Raw genomic sequence first — 13,882 nt, 5'->3', positions numbered from 1 at the left:
ATGGAAAACAACGCCACGCCCTACATGGCGATCATCCAGGCCCACCGCGAGATGCTCTCGCTCGCGTTTGCGCTGATCGCCCGCGACAGCAAACGGGACCTCGACGGCCTGCTCACGGCGCTCGCCGAGGCGGGCCGCAACGCCCTGACCTCCCCCAACATCCCCGAAGAAGTGCCGGAGGTGTTCAGCGCGGAAGTGCTGGCGGTGCTGGCCAGCGCGAAAAAGCTCACGGCGCCCCGCGCCGAATAAGCGTTCCGCGTACCTGTCTCTCGTAAAAGTCGCGCACAGGATCAAGGCATTCGACGCCGCAGGCAGTAAAATGCGCGTTTTATCCTGACTGACAGGCGGCCCGCCCCATGGCGCGTGGCCGCCCGAGAGGAATGCATGTCTGCTGAAGCCCTATCCCAACGCAACGAAGAAGAAGACCTCGGCGACGCCGAGGTTGCCGCGAACGATGCCAAGCGGGTAGCGTCCGCCAAGGACAAGCAGCACACGCCGATGATGCAGCAGTACCTGCGTCTCAAGGCCGACCACCCGGACACGCTGCTGTTCTACCGGATGGGCGATTTCTACGAGCTGTTTCATGACGACGCCGAGAAGGCCGCGCGTCTGCTCGATATCACGCTGACCTCGCGCGGGCAGTCCGGCGGTGTGCCGATCCGCATGGCCGGCATTCCGTTTCATTCCGTAGACCAATACCTTGCCAAGCTCGTGAAGCTTGGCGAATCCGTGGCGATCTGCGAGCAGATTGGCGATCCGGCCACGAGCAAGGGTCCGGTGGAGCGCAAGGTCGTGCGCATCGTCACGCCCGGCACGCTGACCGACGCCGCGCTGCTGCCGGACAAGGTCGACACGTTCCTGATGGCCGTGCACCAGCAGACCACGCGCCGCGGCGTCAGCAAGACGGGCCTCGCCTGGCTCAATCTCGCGAGCGGCGAACTGCGCCTGATGGAATGCGAGGCCGCGCAGCTCGCGCGCGAGCTCGAGCGCATCCGCCCCGCCGAACTCCTGCATGCCGACGGCATCGACCTGCCGCAACTCGCCTGCGCGCGCACCCGCCTGCCGGAATGGCACTTCGATCAGGACGCGGGCACGCGCCGCCTGCGCGAGCAGATCGGTGTGGCCAGCCTCGAACCGTTCGGCTGCGCGGGCCTCGGTGCCGCGCTCGGCGCCGCGGGCGCCCTGCTCAACTATGCCGCCACCACGCAAGGCCAGTCGCTGCGCCACGTGCAGGGCGTACTGGTGGAGCGCGAATCGGAGTTCATCGGCCTCGACACCGCCACGCGCCGCAACCTCGAACTGACGGAGACGCTGCGCGGCGGCGAATCGCCCACGCTGTTCTCGCTGCTCGATACCTGCGCCACGACGATGGGCAGCCGCGCGCTGCGCCACTGGCTCCATCATCCGCTGCGCGACACCGCGATTCCGCAAGCGCGCCAGCAGGCCATCGGCGCGCTGATCTCGCAGGGCCCGGACCGCGTGCGCGGCGTGCTGCGCCGGCTGGCCGACGTCGAACGCATCACGTCGCGGCTCGCGCTGCTGTCGGCGCGGCCGCGCGACCTGTCTTCGCTGCGCGACACGCTGCGTGCATTGCCGGAAGTCCAGGCCAGCGTCACGCTCGACGACGCGGCCCCGCTGCTCGTGCAGACCGTCGGCGACCTTGCCGTGCCGCAGGACTGCCTGGACCTGCTCGTGCGTGCCGTGGCCGAGGAACCTTCGACCGTCGTGCGCGACGGCGGCGTGATTGCGCGCGGCTACGATGCAGACCTCGACGAACTGCGCGATATCTCGGAAAACTGCGGCCAGTTCCTGATCGACCTGGAAACGCGCGAACGCGCGCGCACGGGCATCGCGAACCTGCGCGTCGAATACAACCGCGTGCATGGCTTCTATATCGAGGTCACCAACGGGCAGGCCGACAAGGTGCCCGACGACTATCGCCGCCGCCAGACGCTCAAGAATGCCGAGCGCTATATCACGCCGGAACTGAAATCGTTCGAGGACAAGGCACTGTCCGCGCAGGACCGCGCGCTGGCGCGCGAGAAGCTGCTGTACGACGCGCTGCTGCAGCAACTGCTGCCGCATATCGGCGGCCTGCAGCGCGTGGCCGGCGCCCTTGCCCGGCTCGACGTGATCGCCGCACTGGCCGAGCGCGCGCAGACGCTCGACTGGACGCAGCCCGAACGCGTCGGCGAGAACGTGATCGACATCGTGCAGGGCCGCCACCCCGTGGTGGAGGGCCAGCTGGCCGCGGAATCGGTGGCGTTTATCGCCAACGACGCGCAGCTGAACGAAGCGCGCAAGCTGCTGCTGATCACGGGCCCGAACATGGGCGGTAAGTCGACGTTCATGCGCCAGACCGCGCTGATCGTGCTGCTCGCGTGCGTCGGCGCATGGGTGCCCGCGCGCCGCGCGGTCATCGGCCCGATCGACCGCATCTTCACGCGTATCGGCGCGGCCGACGATCTGGCGGGTGGCCGCTCGACGTTCATGGTCGAGATGACCGAAGCCGCCGGCATTCTCCATCACGCCACACCGGCAAGCCTCGTGCTGATGGACGAGATCGGCCGCGGCACCTCGACGTTCGATGGCCTTGCGCTGGCATGGGCCATCGCGCGCCATCTGCTGACGCACAACCGCAGCCATACGCTGTTCGCCACGCACTACTTCGAGCTCACGCAACTGCCGCAGGAATTCCCGCAGGCCGCCAACGTGCACCTGTCTGCCGTCGAACACGGCGATGGCATCGTGTTCCTGCACGCGGTACAGGATGGCCCCGCGAGCCAGAGTTACGGCCTGCAGGTCGCGCAGCTGGCCGGCGTGCCGCAACCGGTCATCCGCGCCGCGCGCAAGCATCTGGCATGGCTCGAGCAGCAATCGGCCGACGCCACGCCCACGCCGCAGATGGACCTGTTCGCGGCACCGGCCACGCCGCCCGAGGACGACGACGCGGGCGACGGCCACGATCACGCGTACGGCAATACCGATACCGTGTCGCCCGCGCAGGCCGCGGCGCTCGATGCGCTGCTCGATATCGATCCGGACCGCCTGACGCCGCGCGATGCGCTCGACGCGCTGTACCGGCTCAAGGCGTTGTCCGAGGGCAACGGCTGATCATGTTCGCATCACGGCGGCCGGGACTCATGTCGCGCCTCATGTCGCGCGTCATGTCGTGCATCCCGTCGCAGGCGCGACGCGCGGCATGCGCGTCGCTGCTGACGCTCGCGATGACAGGGCCAGTGCTCACCCCCCTCCCCGCGCTCGCCGCCAGCACATCCAGGGTCGCACCGCCCCCCGCCCCCACCGTCAAGCCACTGCGCATCGCGCTACTCGCCGACGTCCCGCAGTGGCCCGCGGCCGAAGCGGAAACCGCCACACTGCTCAATCAGCTCGGCAACCGCCAGGTCGATCTGGTCATCCACGCGGGCGGCATCAAGGGCGATACGGAATCTTGCGGCGACGCCCTGCTGTCCTCGCGCGAACGCCTGCTCGACGACTCGCCGGTACCCCTGCTCTTCGTGCCGGGAGAGACCGACTGGGCCGAATGCCAGCACCCGATCAACGGCCAGTTCGATGCGGTCGAACGGCTCAATCGCCTGCGGGAGCTGTTCTTCCCCGCCGATGCCACGCTGGGCCGCCGCACGCTGCCCGTCGTGCGGCAATCGGATCAGGCGCTGTTCCGCAGCTTTCGCGAGAACGCGCGCCTGGTCACGGGCAACGTGCTTGTGGTCGGCCTCAACGTGCCCGGCGACAACAACCACTACCGCACCGAAGGCGGCCGCAACAGCGAGTTCGAAGATCGTCGCGAAGCAAACCGCCAATGGCTGTCGCGCGCATTCTCGATCGCCGAACAGCGCGACCTCGCGGGCGTGGTCGTCGTCGTCCACGGCGATCCGCAGTTCGGCAACGGCTGGGAAAAACGCGGCAAGCCTTCGATTCTCGACGGCTTTCTGCGGCACGGATCGCGCGACGGCTACCTCGAGTTCAAGAAGCAGCTACGCGAGTTAAGCGCGCACTTCGACGGCCAGGTCCTGCTCGTGCATGCGAGCCTCGGCGGCTTCAGCGTCGACAAGCCGCTGCGCGACAACGCGGGCAAGATCGTCGCCAACTTCACGCGTGTGTCGCTGCCGGTGGGCACGCCCACGCAGTGGACAGAGCTGATGGTGACGCCGGGCACGAAGTCGGTATTCCAGGTGCGGCTGCAGGACGGCCCGAAGGACTAGGCAACAAGGCAACAAAAAAGCCGGCGCTAGGCCGGCTTTTTTGCAGGTACTGCTTCCGCTCAGTGCATGGGCTCAATGAAGCGTGTGACGGCCGCTGTCGCCATCGTCCTCGTCGTCATCGACGACTTCGACGCCCGACGCGCCGTGCGCGTGACCGTGCTCGACTTCGTCGGCGGTGGCTTCGCGCACGTCGGCAACCTTCAGGTAGAAACGCAGCGCCATGCCGGCCAGCGGATGATTGCCGTCGAGCACGACCTTGTCTTCGGCCACGTCCGTCACCGTGTAGACGATGGAATCATCCTCGTCGCCATCCTCGGGCACGCCTTCGAACTGCATGCCCACTTCGAGCGGCTCGGGGAAACGATCGCGCGGCTCCACCTTGACGAGCTCGGCATCGTAATCGCCGAACGCATCTTCGGGCTCGAGCTGCAGTTGCGTCTCGAAACCTGCGTCGTGGCCGTCGAGCGCTTCCTCGATCTTGGGGAACGTGCCATCATAGCCGCCGTGCAAATAGACCATCGGGTCGTCCGATTCCTCGATCAGATTGCCCTGCGCGTCCGAGAGCTTGTACACCACGGACACCACCGTGTTCTTAGCGATTTTCAATTCTTGACTCCATGAGCGATTCCGCATTATACGCGCAGGCCTTGCCTGCGGGCCCCATTGATCCCGATGCGCCGCTCCCACTTCTCGGCGGCTTGACGCCCGCGGCATTCATGCGCGACGTCTGGCACCGCAAACCGCTACTGATTCGACAGGCTGTGCCGGGAATCGTGCCACCGGTGTCGCGCGAAGCGCTTTTTTCGCTGGCCGATCGCGATGACGTCGAGTCACGCATGGTGTCGTACTTTCGCAACCGCTGGAAGCTCGACCACGGCCCGTTCGCCGAAGAGAACCTGCCTTCGCGCAAGACGCGCCAATGGTCGCTGCTGGTTCAGGGCGTGAATCTGCACAGCCTGGCCGCCGCGGAACTCATGAGCCAGTTCCGCTTCATTCCCGACGCGCGGCTCGACGACGTGATGATCAGTTACGCCACCGATGGCGGCGGCGTCGGTCCGCACTTCGATTCGTACGACGTATTCCTGCTGCAAGTCTCGGGCCGGCGCCGCTGGCGTATCTCGTCGCAGACGAAGCTCGATCTCGTGCCCAATCTGCCGCTCAAGATTCTTTCCGACTTCACCGCGGAAGAAGAGTTCGTGCTCGAGCCCGGCGACATGCTCTATCTGCCGCCGCAATATGCGCACGACGGCGTGGCCGAGGGCGAATGCATGACCGCGTCCATCGGCTTCCGCGCGCCCGCATTCCGCGAACTCGCGGGTCACTTCCTGGCGTGGCTGTCGGAAACCGTGGAAGACAACGAGGACCTCTCCGGCCGCTATACGGACGCGGGTGAAGCCGCCACCGTGCATCCCGCGCAACTGCCCGCCAATCTCACGCGCGCCGTGGCCGAGCGTCTTGCGGCCATGCGCTGGACCCCCGGCATGGTGTCCGAATTCCTCGGCACGCATCTGTCGGAACCCAAGCCAGGTGTCGAGTTCGCGGAGGTCGCCGAACTCACCGCGCGCAAGTACGCCAGGCTCGCGCAGTCACATGGCGTAGTCCTTGCTCCTGCTTCGATAGCGCTCTACGACAAGACACATTTCTTCCTCAACGGGGAAGCGTACGAGCCGCCCGCGGCGTTGGCCAAATGGCTGCGTCGGCTTGCCGACAAGCGTTGCCTGACGCCTGAAGAGGTGACGGCGTGCGCGCCGCTGCCCGACCTTCTCGACACGTTCCATGACTGGACGATGGAGGGCTGGTTGCAACTATTGCCAGCACGGGTGTAATAAGTCGTAACAAAGCGAACCGTATAATTTCGCCTGTACACAAGCCGGGAAAACGCGGATATAATCGCCCGCTGGCTGGTACTGTGTACCGCTGCATATCTGCAGATAGGCAGTTTGAGAACAGCCTCAGCTTTTGCTTCTGGCAGCTGCGGAAGAAGATTTTGCAGTTGAAGAGCGATAATTACCGGTAATTATTCATCGCCTGTTTTGGTTTTATAAAAGTTAAAGGACGAACAATGAAGAAGTCTCTCCTGATCGCTTCCCTGCTGGCCGCTGTTGCTCTCGCCGCTTGCGGCAAGAAGGAAGAAGCTGCCGCTCCGGCCGCTGACACCGCAGCTCCGGCTGCTGCTGCTCCTGCCGCTGACGCATCGGCTCCCGCCGCTGCTCCGGCTGCTGACGCTTCGGCTCCCGCTGCTGAAGCCCCGGCTGCTGACGCATCGGCTCCGGCCGCTGACGCTTCGGCTCCCGCAGCCAAGCAGTAATCGGTTCGTTCCGAACAAAAAAGCCGGCTTTAAGCCGGCTTTTTTGTTTCCTGCCTCGCCTCGCTCGACGCTCGCATTCGACACTCGCATTCGCCCCGCATACTGCCGTTTGATTAACCTTTCAACTGGCTTTCATTTTGCGCGCGATGCGGTTCTCAATCCCGCACCGGCTGCCATCCGAGCCCCAGCTCCTGATCGGCAATCAGAATATCTTCAAGCGCGGCACCCAACACCTCGGCAAGCGCGCCCGCCGCAAGCTCGGGGGTATTGTTCTGCTTGCTCAGATGCGCGGCAACCACGCGGCGCAGTCCGCCATGTTGCACTTGCTGCAGGATACTCGCGGCAATCTCGTTGGCCAGATGGCCGAAATCTCCGCCGATGCGCCGCTTGAGCGAGTACGGATACGCCGAGTTGCGCAGCATCTCGCGGTCGTGATTGCACTCGAGCACGAGCGAATCCACGCCCGCGAGCTTCGCGATCACATACGGCGTTTCCATGCCCGCGTCGGTCAGCACACCGAGCCGCGCGTCGCCATCGGTCAGCACGAACTGCAGCGGCTCGCGCGCATCGTGCGGCACCGTGTAGGGCTGCACGTGCAACCCCTCGATGTCGAACCCGCGATCGGCGCAGCACACGCGCACGTCGGCGACATCGGCGCCACGCAGATGCGACGTGGCCATCCAGGTACCGTGACTCGTGTAGACCGGCAAGCGATGCTTGGCGGCGAAGGAATAGGCAGACCCGATGTGATCGCCGTGCTCGTGCGTCACGAGCAGGCCGTCGAGCTGATCGGGCGTCACGCCGAGGCGTTCGAGCCGCCGGGCGGTCTCGCGGATACCGAAGCCGCAGTCGAGCAGCACGCGCGTCGTGCGCGTGCCGTCGAACGACTCGATCAGCAGCGAGTTGCCCTCGCTGCCGCTACCCAAAAAAGCAAAGCGCATCATCGATGCGCTCGCACGACAGTCGCCATCAGTGCAGCTGCTCGTCCAGCAGGGACAGGATGCGCTTGCCGATCTCGGTGTTCTCCGGCTGGCCCGCATCGTTCTGCACGGTCACCGTGGTGCCCGTGCCGTTGCCCTTCAGCGCGACGCGATACTTCTTCGCGGTCTTGCCGTCGTTGGCCTTCGAGAAGATGCGCGAGAAGAAACCGCGGCTATCCACTTCGGAGCGCGGATCGACGTAGCGCACGTAGTACAGGCCCTGCGCGCGATCGCGATCTTCCACCGTGAAGTTCACGCGGTCCAGCGACAGGCCGACCGAACGCCAGGCGCGATCGAACGGCTCGGGGATCTGCAGCGCGGGCGAGCCGTTGACCTGCGACAGGAACGACTTTTCGCCATCGGCGCTGGCCGCACCGGTTGCCGCGACGGCACCAATGCCGGTCGCCGCGGGCGACACGGCCGGGGTGGCCTGCGCGGCGGCGCTGTTGCCCACCGGCGTCGGGTTCTTGGCCATCAGGTCGGCCTTTTCCTTCTGCACGCCCAGGCGCTGCGCGAGACGCGAGAGGAATTCGGCTTCCAGATCCGGATCGGCCGGACGCGGGGTCCACACCGTCTGGGTCTTCTCCACGCCGGTCAGCTGCTCCTGCGCGCCACGGTGGCTGATGAACACTTCGAGCTGGCCGTTCTGCGAACGCTCGACGCGCGTACGGAACTTGTCGCGTTCCGACGTCGAGTACAGGCCGTCGAACACCTTGCCGATCGTGTTGCGGATGAAATCCTGCGGGATCTTCGCGCGGTTCTCGGCCCAGTCCGTTTCCATGATGCCGGTCTCGGGCGAGTCCTGCACCAGCAGGAAACCGTTCTCCTGCCAGAAGCCGCGCAGCGACTGCCACAGCTGGTCCGCGCGCATGCCGTTGCTGATCACGAGCCAGCGCTGGTTGCCGTCGCGTTCCATGCGGATACCGCTCGCGCTCGGCAGCACGTTCTCGGTACCGGTCTGTTCGCGGGCGACCTTGTTGGCCTGGTTGTACGTCGACAGCGTGGACGTACCGGCCGCGTCGGGCACCGTGTAGCGGCGATCGCCGTCGAGCTTGGTCAGATCGGGCGGCACGTCGAGCGACGCGGTCTTCTTGCCTTGCGACTTGTAGTCGATCTTGTCCGGCTGCATCGCTTCGTTGATGCTGCTGCAGCCGGCAATCAGGGTCATGGCCAGCACAGGCGCGACCACTGCGGCGCGGCGACCGACTTGCGTCGCGCCACGGCGGTTAAGCTTCAGTTTCATTGACACACAATCCTATTCAACGGGATATCGGCAGGTCGGGCCAGGGCCGGACGGTTTGGATACTTCAACCGAGCAGGCCGGCGGCAGCCAGCGCGCGGCGCACGTACTCGTGCTGGTTCTCGGAGAGCGGCGTCAGCGGCAGGCGGATGCCACTCTTCATGCGGCCCATCTGCTGCAGGGCCCACTTCACGGGAATCGGATTCGCCTCGACGAACATCGCCTTGTTGAGGTCGATCAGTTCCATGTGCAGACGGCGCGCGGTCACGACATCGCCCTTCAGCGCCGCCGCGCACATCTCGTGCATCTTGCGCGGCGCCACGTTGGCCGTCACCGAGATATTGCCCTTGCCACCGAGCAGGATCAGCGCGACCGCCGTGGGATCGTCACCGCTGTACACGGCGAAGTGCGCGGGCGCGTCCTTGATCAGCTGCGCGGCACGGTCGATATTGCCGGTCGCTTCCTTCACGCCGACGATGCCGGGCACCTGCGCGGCACGCAGGATGGTCTCGTTGGTCATGTCCGCGACCGTGCGGCCGGGCACGTTGTACAGCAGCACCGGCAGATCCACCGCTTCCGCGATCGTGCGGAAATGGCGGTAGATACCTTCCTGCGTCGGCTTGTTGTAGTAAGGCACCACCTGCAGCGAGGCGTCGGCGCCCACCTTCTTGGCGAAGGCCGTCAGTTCGATGGCTTCCTTCGTGGAGTTGCCACCGGTACCGGCGATGATCGGGATGCGTTTGTTGGCCTGCTCGACGGCGACGCGGATCAGCTCGCAGTGCTCGTCGACATTGACGGTCGGCGACTCGCCGGTCGTGCCGACGATCACGATGCCGTCGGTGCCTTCGGCCACGTGCCAGTCCACCAGGGCGCGCAGGGCCGGGTAGTCCAGGCTGCCATCCTCGTGCATCGGGGTCACGATGGCCACGATGCTGCCGGTAATCTGAGTCATAAGTTCGGGAAATCCGGGATACGAATAACCGGGATTGTACCGGAACCGTTCGCGGTTCCGACCACCCCCGGGATGAGGGAAAACGTCTAAAAGGCGACCGGGGGCAGGACGTGACGCGGAGGAGGTGCATCGCCAGCCACCGGAACCTCCCGCACCGCACAAATTCGCTGCACGAACGCGGGCGAGGCGCCGGCGCCGCGCGCCTCGAGCACCCCGTCCTCGTAGCCGATCACGCGCAATTGACCGCGAACCACCTCCAGCAGTTCACCGGGGCGGAGCAGGAAATCGGGCCGGGACGGTTTGCCGACCGTCTCGTTGCCCGCCGCGAAGGTCTCGTAGACGAACACCCCGCCCGGCGCCACGGCGGCCAGCAGGTGCGGCCAGAGCGGCCGATGGAGGTAGTTGGTGACGACGATGCCATCGAGCGGCGCCACGTCGCCGAGCGGCCAGGCGCCCTGCTCCAGGTCCGCCACACGCCCGGTGACGGTCGCCGGCAGCGCGGCCACCGCGGCCGCGTCGCGGTCCACGGCCAGCACGTCGAAGCCGCGCGCGGCCAGCCATGCCGCATGGCGGCCGCTGCCGCAGGCCAGATCGAGCACGCGGCCGCCGGCCGGAAACAGATGGGCCCAGCGCGTGACCCACGTCGAGGGCGCGCTCATTGCAACAGCAGCGTAAATGGCTGGAGCATCAGCTCGACGAGCGAGGCCAGCAGCTTGATCACCGGCCACATCCATATCTGCGTGATCACGCCGGCCGCGACCAGCGCCATCACGACGAAGATGCCGTACGGCTCGATGCGCCCGACCGCCATCGCGATGCGCTGCGGCAGCAGCGCCGTCAGCACGCGCCCGCCGTCCAGCGGCGGAATCGGAAACAGGTTGAACGCCGCCATGACCAGATTGACCAGCACGCCCGCGCGCGCCATGTCCGCGAAGAACGGTTCCTGCACGCGCGCCCAGACCAGCCCGATCGTGACGAGCGCCCACGCAAAGGCCTGGATGAGGTTGCTGCCGGGCCCCGCCAGCGCCACCCACATGCCGTGCCAGCGCGGATTGCGCAGGCGGCTGAACACCACCGGCACGGGCTTGGCGTAGCCGAACACGAACTGGCCCTTGGTCAGGAAATACAGGAGCAGCGGGACCGCGATGGTGCCGATCGGATCGATATGCCGCACGGGGTTCAGGCTCACGCGGCCGAGCACATAGGCGGTGTTGTCGCCGAAATGCTTCGACACGTAGCCATGCGCGGCCTCGTGCAGCGTGATGGCGAAGAGGACGGGTAGCGCGTAGACCGCGAAGGTCTGGACGAGAGAGGAATCCATGACGGCTATTGTACCCAGCGCGCCGACGCCCGCGCGTCCGGACCGTGCGCCGTCAGACCGACTCCGTCAGCCCGAAATAAGCGAGATCGCCGCGACCCGCGCGCACCAGCTCCGGCTCGCCGCTGGTCAGGTCGATCACGGTGGTCGGCTGCGCGGGCGCGGGCCCGCCGCAGATGACGAGGTCGAGCTGTTTTTCCAGCCGCGCACGGATTTCGGCCGGGTCGTTCATCGGCACGTCGTCGCCGGGCATCTGGAGTGTCGCGGAGATCAGCGGCTGCCCCAGGTCCGCCAGCAGCGCCAGCGGAATCGGATGGTCGGGCACACGCACGCCGATCGTCTTGCGCGCCGGGTGCGAGAGCCGGCGCGGCACTTCCTTGGTCGCCTCGAGAATAAACACGTAGGGCCCCGGGGTGGCGCCCTTGAGCCAGCGGTACTGCCGGTTGTCCACGCGCGCGAAGTTGCCGAGCTCGGACAGGTCGCTGCACATCAGCGTGAGGTGATGCTTGTCGTCGATGCCGCGCAGCCGGCGGAGCCGCTCCACCGCGGCCTTGTCGTCGAGCTGGCAGGCCAGCGCGTAGCTGGAGTCCGTGGGCAGCGCGATAAGCCCGCCCTGCCGGACGATCTGCACCGCCTGCTTGACGAGCCGCGACTGCGGATTCTGCGGATGGATATCGAAGTACTGAGACATCGACCGGTCACCAGTTGTGCCAGATCGGCGTGACCGTGGAAGGCAGCGGCGGCAGCGTGCCGATTTCCACGCGCCCTTCGCCCGGGCCGTGGAAGTCCGAGCCACGCGATGCCAGCAGGCCGTAATGGCGCGCCACGTCGGCGTAGCGCTGGAACTGATCCGGCGTATGGCTGCCGGTTACCACCTCGACGGCGCGGCCGCCGAGCTGCGTGAATTCGTCGAACAGTGCGTCGTGCTGGAGGTCCGTGTAGTGATACCGGCCCGGGTGCGCCATCACGGCAATGCCGCCGGCCTTGAGGATCCAGCCCACCGCGTCGGACAGCGTGGCCCAGCGATGGCCGACATAGCCGGGACGCCCTTCGGACAGGTACTTGTCGAAGACTTCGCTGATGGACTCGCAATAGCCTTCATCGACGAGCCAGCGCGCGAAGTGCGTGCGGGAGATCAGGTCGGGATTGCCCACGTGGCGCAGCGCGCCCGCATAGGCGCCCTCGATGCCGATGCGCGCGAGCGCGTCGCTGATGTCGGCGGCACGGCGCGCGCGGCCGTCGCGCGTGCGCGCCAGGCCATCGATGAGGTCCGGATGGGTCGCGTCGATCTGCAGGCCCACGATATGGACGGTCTGGCCCGCCCAGGTCACCGAGATCTCCACGCCGGGCACATAGCGCATGCCATGCGCTTCCGCCGCGGCGCGCGCTTCGGCCTGGCCGCCCAGTTCATCGTGATCGGTCAGCGCCCAGAATGCCACGCCACCGGCACTGGCACGCGCCGCCACCGCGGCGGGGGCGAGCGTACCGTCGGAAACGGTGGAATGGCAGTGCAGGTCGGCGTTGATCGCGTGGGCGTTTTGCATGCCGTCATTCTACTCCTGACGGTGCACTTTCCGCGCGACCGATCCCCGGCCTGACGCGGATAGCCCTGCCGCCATTGCTGGCACGGGCGGCCGGGGGTGCGCCGCGCGGTATAGTGACGGCATCGCGGCGGCACGAAGCCCGCCATGGGCGCCGCCCCGCGGGCGCTTTGCGCAGTTTCCCTAAGCGATTTTCCCGCCATTCCTTTCGCGCCATTCTTTTCGCGCCATTCTCTTTTTGCCCTTTCCGCCATCCGCCATGTCCACCTCCCCCGCTCCTGAAACCGTTCGTACCGACGTGCTGATCGTGGGCGCCGGCCCCGTCGGCCTGTTCGCCGCGTTCCAGGCCGGCGTGCTGGGCCTCTCCTGCGAGATCGTCGATGTGCTAGACCGCGCGGGCGGCCAGTGCACGGAGCTCTATCCCGAAAAGCCCATCTACGACATCCCGGCGATTCCGGGCTGCAATGCGCAGGAGCTCGTCGATCGCCTGCTCGAGCAATGCGCGCCGTTCGCGCCGCCGATGCACTTTGGCCAGCGCGCCGACAGCGTGACCGACATCACCGGTGAAGACGGCCATCCACGCCTGCTCGTCACGACCGATGCCGGCAAGCGCTTCGACGCGGCGGCCGTGCTGGTATGCGCGGGCGCGGGCGCGTTCGCGCCGCAACGCGTGTCGGTGCCCGAAGCGGCCGCGCTGGAAGACAGGCATATCCACTACGCGGTGCGCGAACTGTCGCGCTTCGCGGGCAAGCGCGTGATCGTCGCGGGCGGCGGCGATTCCGCGCTGGACTGGGCGCTCGCCCTGCGCAATGTCGCGGCGCGCGTCACGCTGTTGCATCGCCGCGAGGGCTTCCGCGCGGCCGATCACACGGTGGCGTCGATGCGCGCGGCCGTCGAGGCCGGCGAGATGGATTTCGTGATGGGCATGCTCGGCGGGCTGTCCACCACCGACGGCGCGCTGACCTCGGTGGTCGTCAAGACGCGCGACGGCGATCGCGACATCCCCGCCGACGACGTCATCGCGCTATACGGCCTGGTGTCGGAGCCCGGTCCGATCGCGCAATGGGACATGGACATGCACGCGGGCCGCGTGCTCGTCGACACCACGACGTACGAAAGCTCGCGGCGCGGCGTGTTCGCGGCCGGCGACATTGCCTACTACACGCACAAGCAGAAGCTCATCCTGTCCGGCTTCCATGAAGCCGCGCTCGCGCTGCGCAAGGCCTATCACTACGCGTTCCCGGACAAGGCGCTGGTCCACATGCACACGAGCAACAACCCCGCGCTGAAGGCGAAGCTCACGACCGCGTGAGCATGCCT

General features: G+C 66.7%; 14 protein-coding genes. 6 read left to right on the top strand and 8 right to left on the bottom strand.

What is annotated here, in order from left to right:
* The 3 genes from AAHB16_RS12525 to AAHB16_RS12515 all read left to right on the top strand — a co-directional run bounded on the left by AAHB16_RS12525 (nucleotide 1) and on the right by AAHB16_RS12515 (nucleotide 4,223).
* On the top strand, nucleotides 1-249 hold the full coding sequence (locus AAHB16_RS12525; protein WP_342050997.1) for a hypothetical protein: 249 nt from the start codon (nucleotides 1-3) through the stop codon (nucleotides 247-249).
* Nucleotides 250-498: 249 nt separating this feature from the next.
* Nucleotides 499-3,114, top strand: coding sequence for a DNA mismatch repair protein MutS (gene mutS / locus AAHB16_RS12520; RefSeq protein WP_342051017.1), 2,616 nt, complete (start codon nucleotides 499-501; stop codon nucleotides 3,112-3,114).
* Nucleotides 3,115-3,227: 113 nt separating this feature from the next.
* Nucleotides 3,228-4,223, top strand: coding sequence for a hypothetical protein (locus AAHB16_RS12515; protein WP_446718091.1), 996 nt, complete (start codon nucleotides 3,228-3,230; stop codon nucleotides 4,221-4,223).
* A gap of 72 nt (nucleotides 4,224-4,295) precedes the next feature.
* On the opposite strand, the gene AAHB16_RS12510 is transcribed toward AAHB16_RS12515, so the two are convergent.
* The gene (locus tag AAHB16_RS12510; protein ID WP_150372230.1) at nucleotides 4,296-4,829 is read right to left on the bottom strand and encodes an FKBP-type peptidyl-prolyl cis-trans isomerase; all 534 of its coding nucleotides are present in this window, start codon (nucleotides 4,827-4,829) and stop codon (nucleotides 4,296-4,298) included.
* A gap of 11 nt (nucleotides 4,830-4,840) precedes the next feature.
* Between AAHB16_RS12510 and AAHB16_RS12505 the strand changes: the two genes are divergently transcribed.
* Together AAHB16_RS12505 and AAHB16_RS12500 are read left to right on the top strand one after the other, a co-directional pair.
* Entirely contained in the window at nucleotides 4,841-6,049 is a 1,209-nt protein-coding gene (locus AAHB16_RS12505) for a cupin domain-containing protein (protein WP_342050995.1), read from the top strand.
* Nucleotides 6,050-6,285: 236 nt separating this feature from the next.
* Nucleotides 6,286-6,531 carry a hypothetical protein gene (locus tag AAHB16_RS12500; RefSeq protein ID WP_150372232.1) on the top strand — a complete coding sequence of 82 codons (246 nt, stop codon included), beginning with the start codon at nucleotides 6,286-6,288 and terminating at the stop codon, nucleotides 6,529-6,531.
* A gap of 155 nt (nucleotides 6,532-6,686) precedes the next feature.
* Here the strand turns inward: AAHB16_RS12500 and AAHB16_RS12495 are convergent, their stop codons facing one another.
* The 7 genes from AAHB16_RS12495 to AAHB16_RS12465 all read right to left on the bottom strand — a co-directional run bounded on the left by AAHB16_RS12495 (nucleotide 6,687) and on the right by AAHB16_RS12465 (nucleotide 12,565).
* On the bottom strand, nucleotides 6,687-7,475 hold the full coding sequence (locus tag AAHB16_RS12495) for an MBL fold metallo-hydrolase (protein WP_150373836.1): 789 nt from the start codon (nucleotides 7,473-7,475) through the stop codon (nucleotides 6,687-6,689).
* A 25-nt stretch (nucleotides 7,476-7,500) separates the two neighbouring features.
* Entirely contained in the window at nucleotides 7,501-8,754 is a 1,254-nt protein-coding gene (bamC, locus tag AAHB16_RS12490; protein ID WP_150372233.1) for an outer membrane protein assembly factor BamC, read from the bottom strand.
* Nucleotides 8,755-8,818: 64 nt separating this feature from the next.
* Nucleotides 8,819-9,703 (bottom strand): 4-hydroxy-tetrahydrodipicolinate synthase, encoded by an 885-nt coding sequence (gene dapA, locus AAHB16_RS12485; RefSeq protein ID WP_150372234.1) that lies wholly within the window; start codon nucleotides 9,701-9,703, stop codon nucleotides 8,819-8,821.
* Nucleotides 9,704-9,789: 86 nt separating this feature from the next.
* Nucleotides 9,790-10,362 (bottom strand): class I SAM-dependent methyltransferase, encoded by a 573-nt coding sequence (locus AAHB16_RS12480; RefSeq protein ID WP_342050994.1) that lies wholly within the window; start codon nucleotides 10,360-10,362, stop codon nucleotides 9,790-9,792.
* Nucleotides 10,359-11,024, bottom strand: coding sequence for a site-2 protease family protein (locus AAHB16_RS12475; RefSeq protein ID WP_342050993.1), 666 nt, complete (start codon nucleotides 11,022-11,024; stop codon nucleotides 10,359-10,361). Before AAHB16_RS12475 ends, AAHB16_RS12480 begins: the two co-directional genes overlap by 4 nt.
* Nucleotides 11,025-11,076: 52 nt before the next feature.
* A complete protein-coding gene (locus tag AAHB16_RS12470; protein WP_342050992.1) occupies nucleotides 11,077-11,712 on the bottom strand; it encodes an L-threonylcarbamoyladenylate synthase in 636 nt (211 codons plus the stop codon).
* Between the two features lie 7 nt (nucleotides 11,713-11,719).
* Nucleotides 11,720-12,565, bottom strand: a complete 846-nt coding sequence (locus tag AAHB16_RS12465) for a 3',5'-nucleoside bisphosphate phosphatase (protein WP_150372238.1) — start codon at nucleotides 12,563-12,565, stop codon at nucleotides 11,720-11,722.
* A 256-nt stretch (nucleotides 12,566-12,821) separates the two neighbouring features.
* Between AAHB16_RS12465 and AAHB16_RS12460 the strand changes: the two genes are divergently transcribed.
* Nucleotides 12,822-13,874: an NAD(P)/FAD-dependent oxidoreductase gene (locus AAHB16_RS12460; RefSeq protein WP_342050991.1), complete on the top strand. Its 1,053-nt coding sequence runs from the start codon at nucleotides 12,822-12,824 to the stop codon at nucleotides 13,872-13,874.
* Nucleotides 13,875-13,882: the final 8 nt, after the last annotated feature.

Source organism: Cupriavidus sp. OTU4054, from assembly GCF_038440175.1.
Classification (GTDB): domain Bacteria; phylum Pseudomonadota; class Gammaproteobacteria; order Burkholderiales; family Burkholderiaceae; genus Cupriavidus; species Cupriavidus pauculus_D.
Note: the sequence above shows the minus strand (reverse complement) of the source record. Positions and strands in the feature narration are given on the sequence as shown.

Coding starts and splice junctions, on each gene's coding strand:
- AAHB16_RS12525 (WP_342050997.1), top strand. CDS start 1: ATGGAAAACAACGCCACGCCCTACATGGCGATCATCCAGGCCCACCGC.
- mutS (WP_342051017.1), top strand. CDS start 499: ATGATGCAGCAGTACCTGCGTCTCAAGGCCGACCACCCGGACACGCTG.
- AAHB16_RS12515 (WP_446718091.1), top strand. CDS start 3,228: ATGACAGGGCCAGTGCTCACCCCCCTCCCCGCGCTCGCCGCCAGCACA.
- AAHB16_RS12505 (WP_342050995.1), top strand. CDS start 4,841: ATGAGCGATTCCGCATTATACGCGCAGGCCTTGCCTGCGGGCCCCATT.
- AAHB16_RS12500 (WP_150372232.1), top strand. CDS start 6,286: ATGAAGAAGTCTCTCCTGATCGCTTCCCTGCTGGCCGCTGTTGCTCTC.
- AAHB16_RS12495 (WP_150373836.1), bottom strand. CDS start 7,475: ATGATGCGCTTTGCTTTTTTGGGTAGCGGCAGCGAGGGCAACTCGCTG.
- bamC (WP_150372233.1), bottom strand. CDS start 8,754: ATGAAACTGAAGCTTAACCGCCGTGGCGCGACGCAAGTCGGTCGCCGC.
- dapA (WP_150372234.1), bottom strand. CDS start 9,703: ATGACTCAGATTACCGGCAGCATCGTGGCCATCGTGACCCCGATGCAC.
- AAHB16_RS12480 (WP_342050994.1), bottom strand. CDS start 10,362: ATGAGCGCGCCCTCGACGTGGGTCACGCGCTGGGCCCATCTGTTTCCG.
- AAHB16_RS12475 (WP_342050993.1), bottom strand. CDS start 11,024: ATGGATTCCTCTCTCGTCCAGACCTTCGCGGTCTACGCGCTACCCGTC.
- AAHB16_RS12470 (WP_342050992.1), bottom strand. CDS start 11,712: ATGTCTCAGTACTTCGATATCCATCCGCAGAATCCGCAGTCGCGGCTC.
- AAHB16_RS12465 (WP_150372238.1), bottom strand. CDS start 12,565: ATGCAAAACGCCCACGCGATCAACGCCGACCTGCACTGCCATTCCACC.
- AAHB16_RS12460 (WP_342050991.1), top strand. CDS start 12,822: ATGTCCACCTCCCCCGCTCCTGAAACCGTTCGTACCGACGTGCTGATC.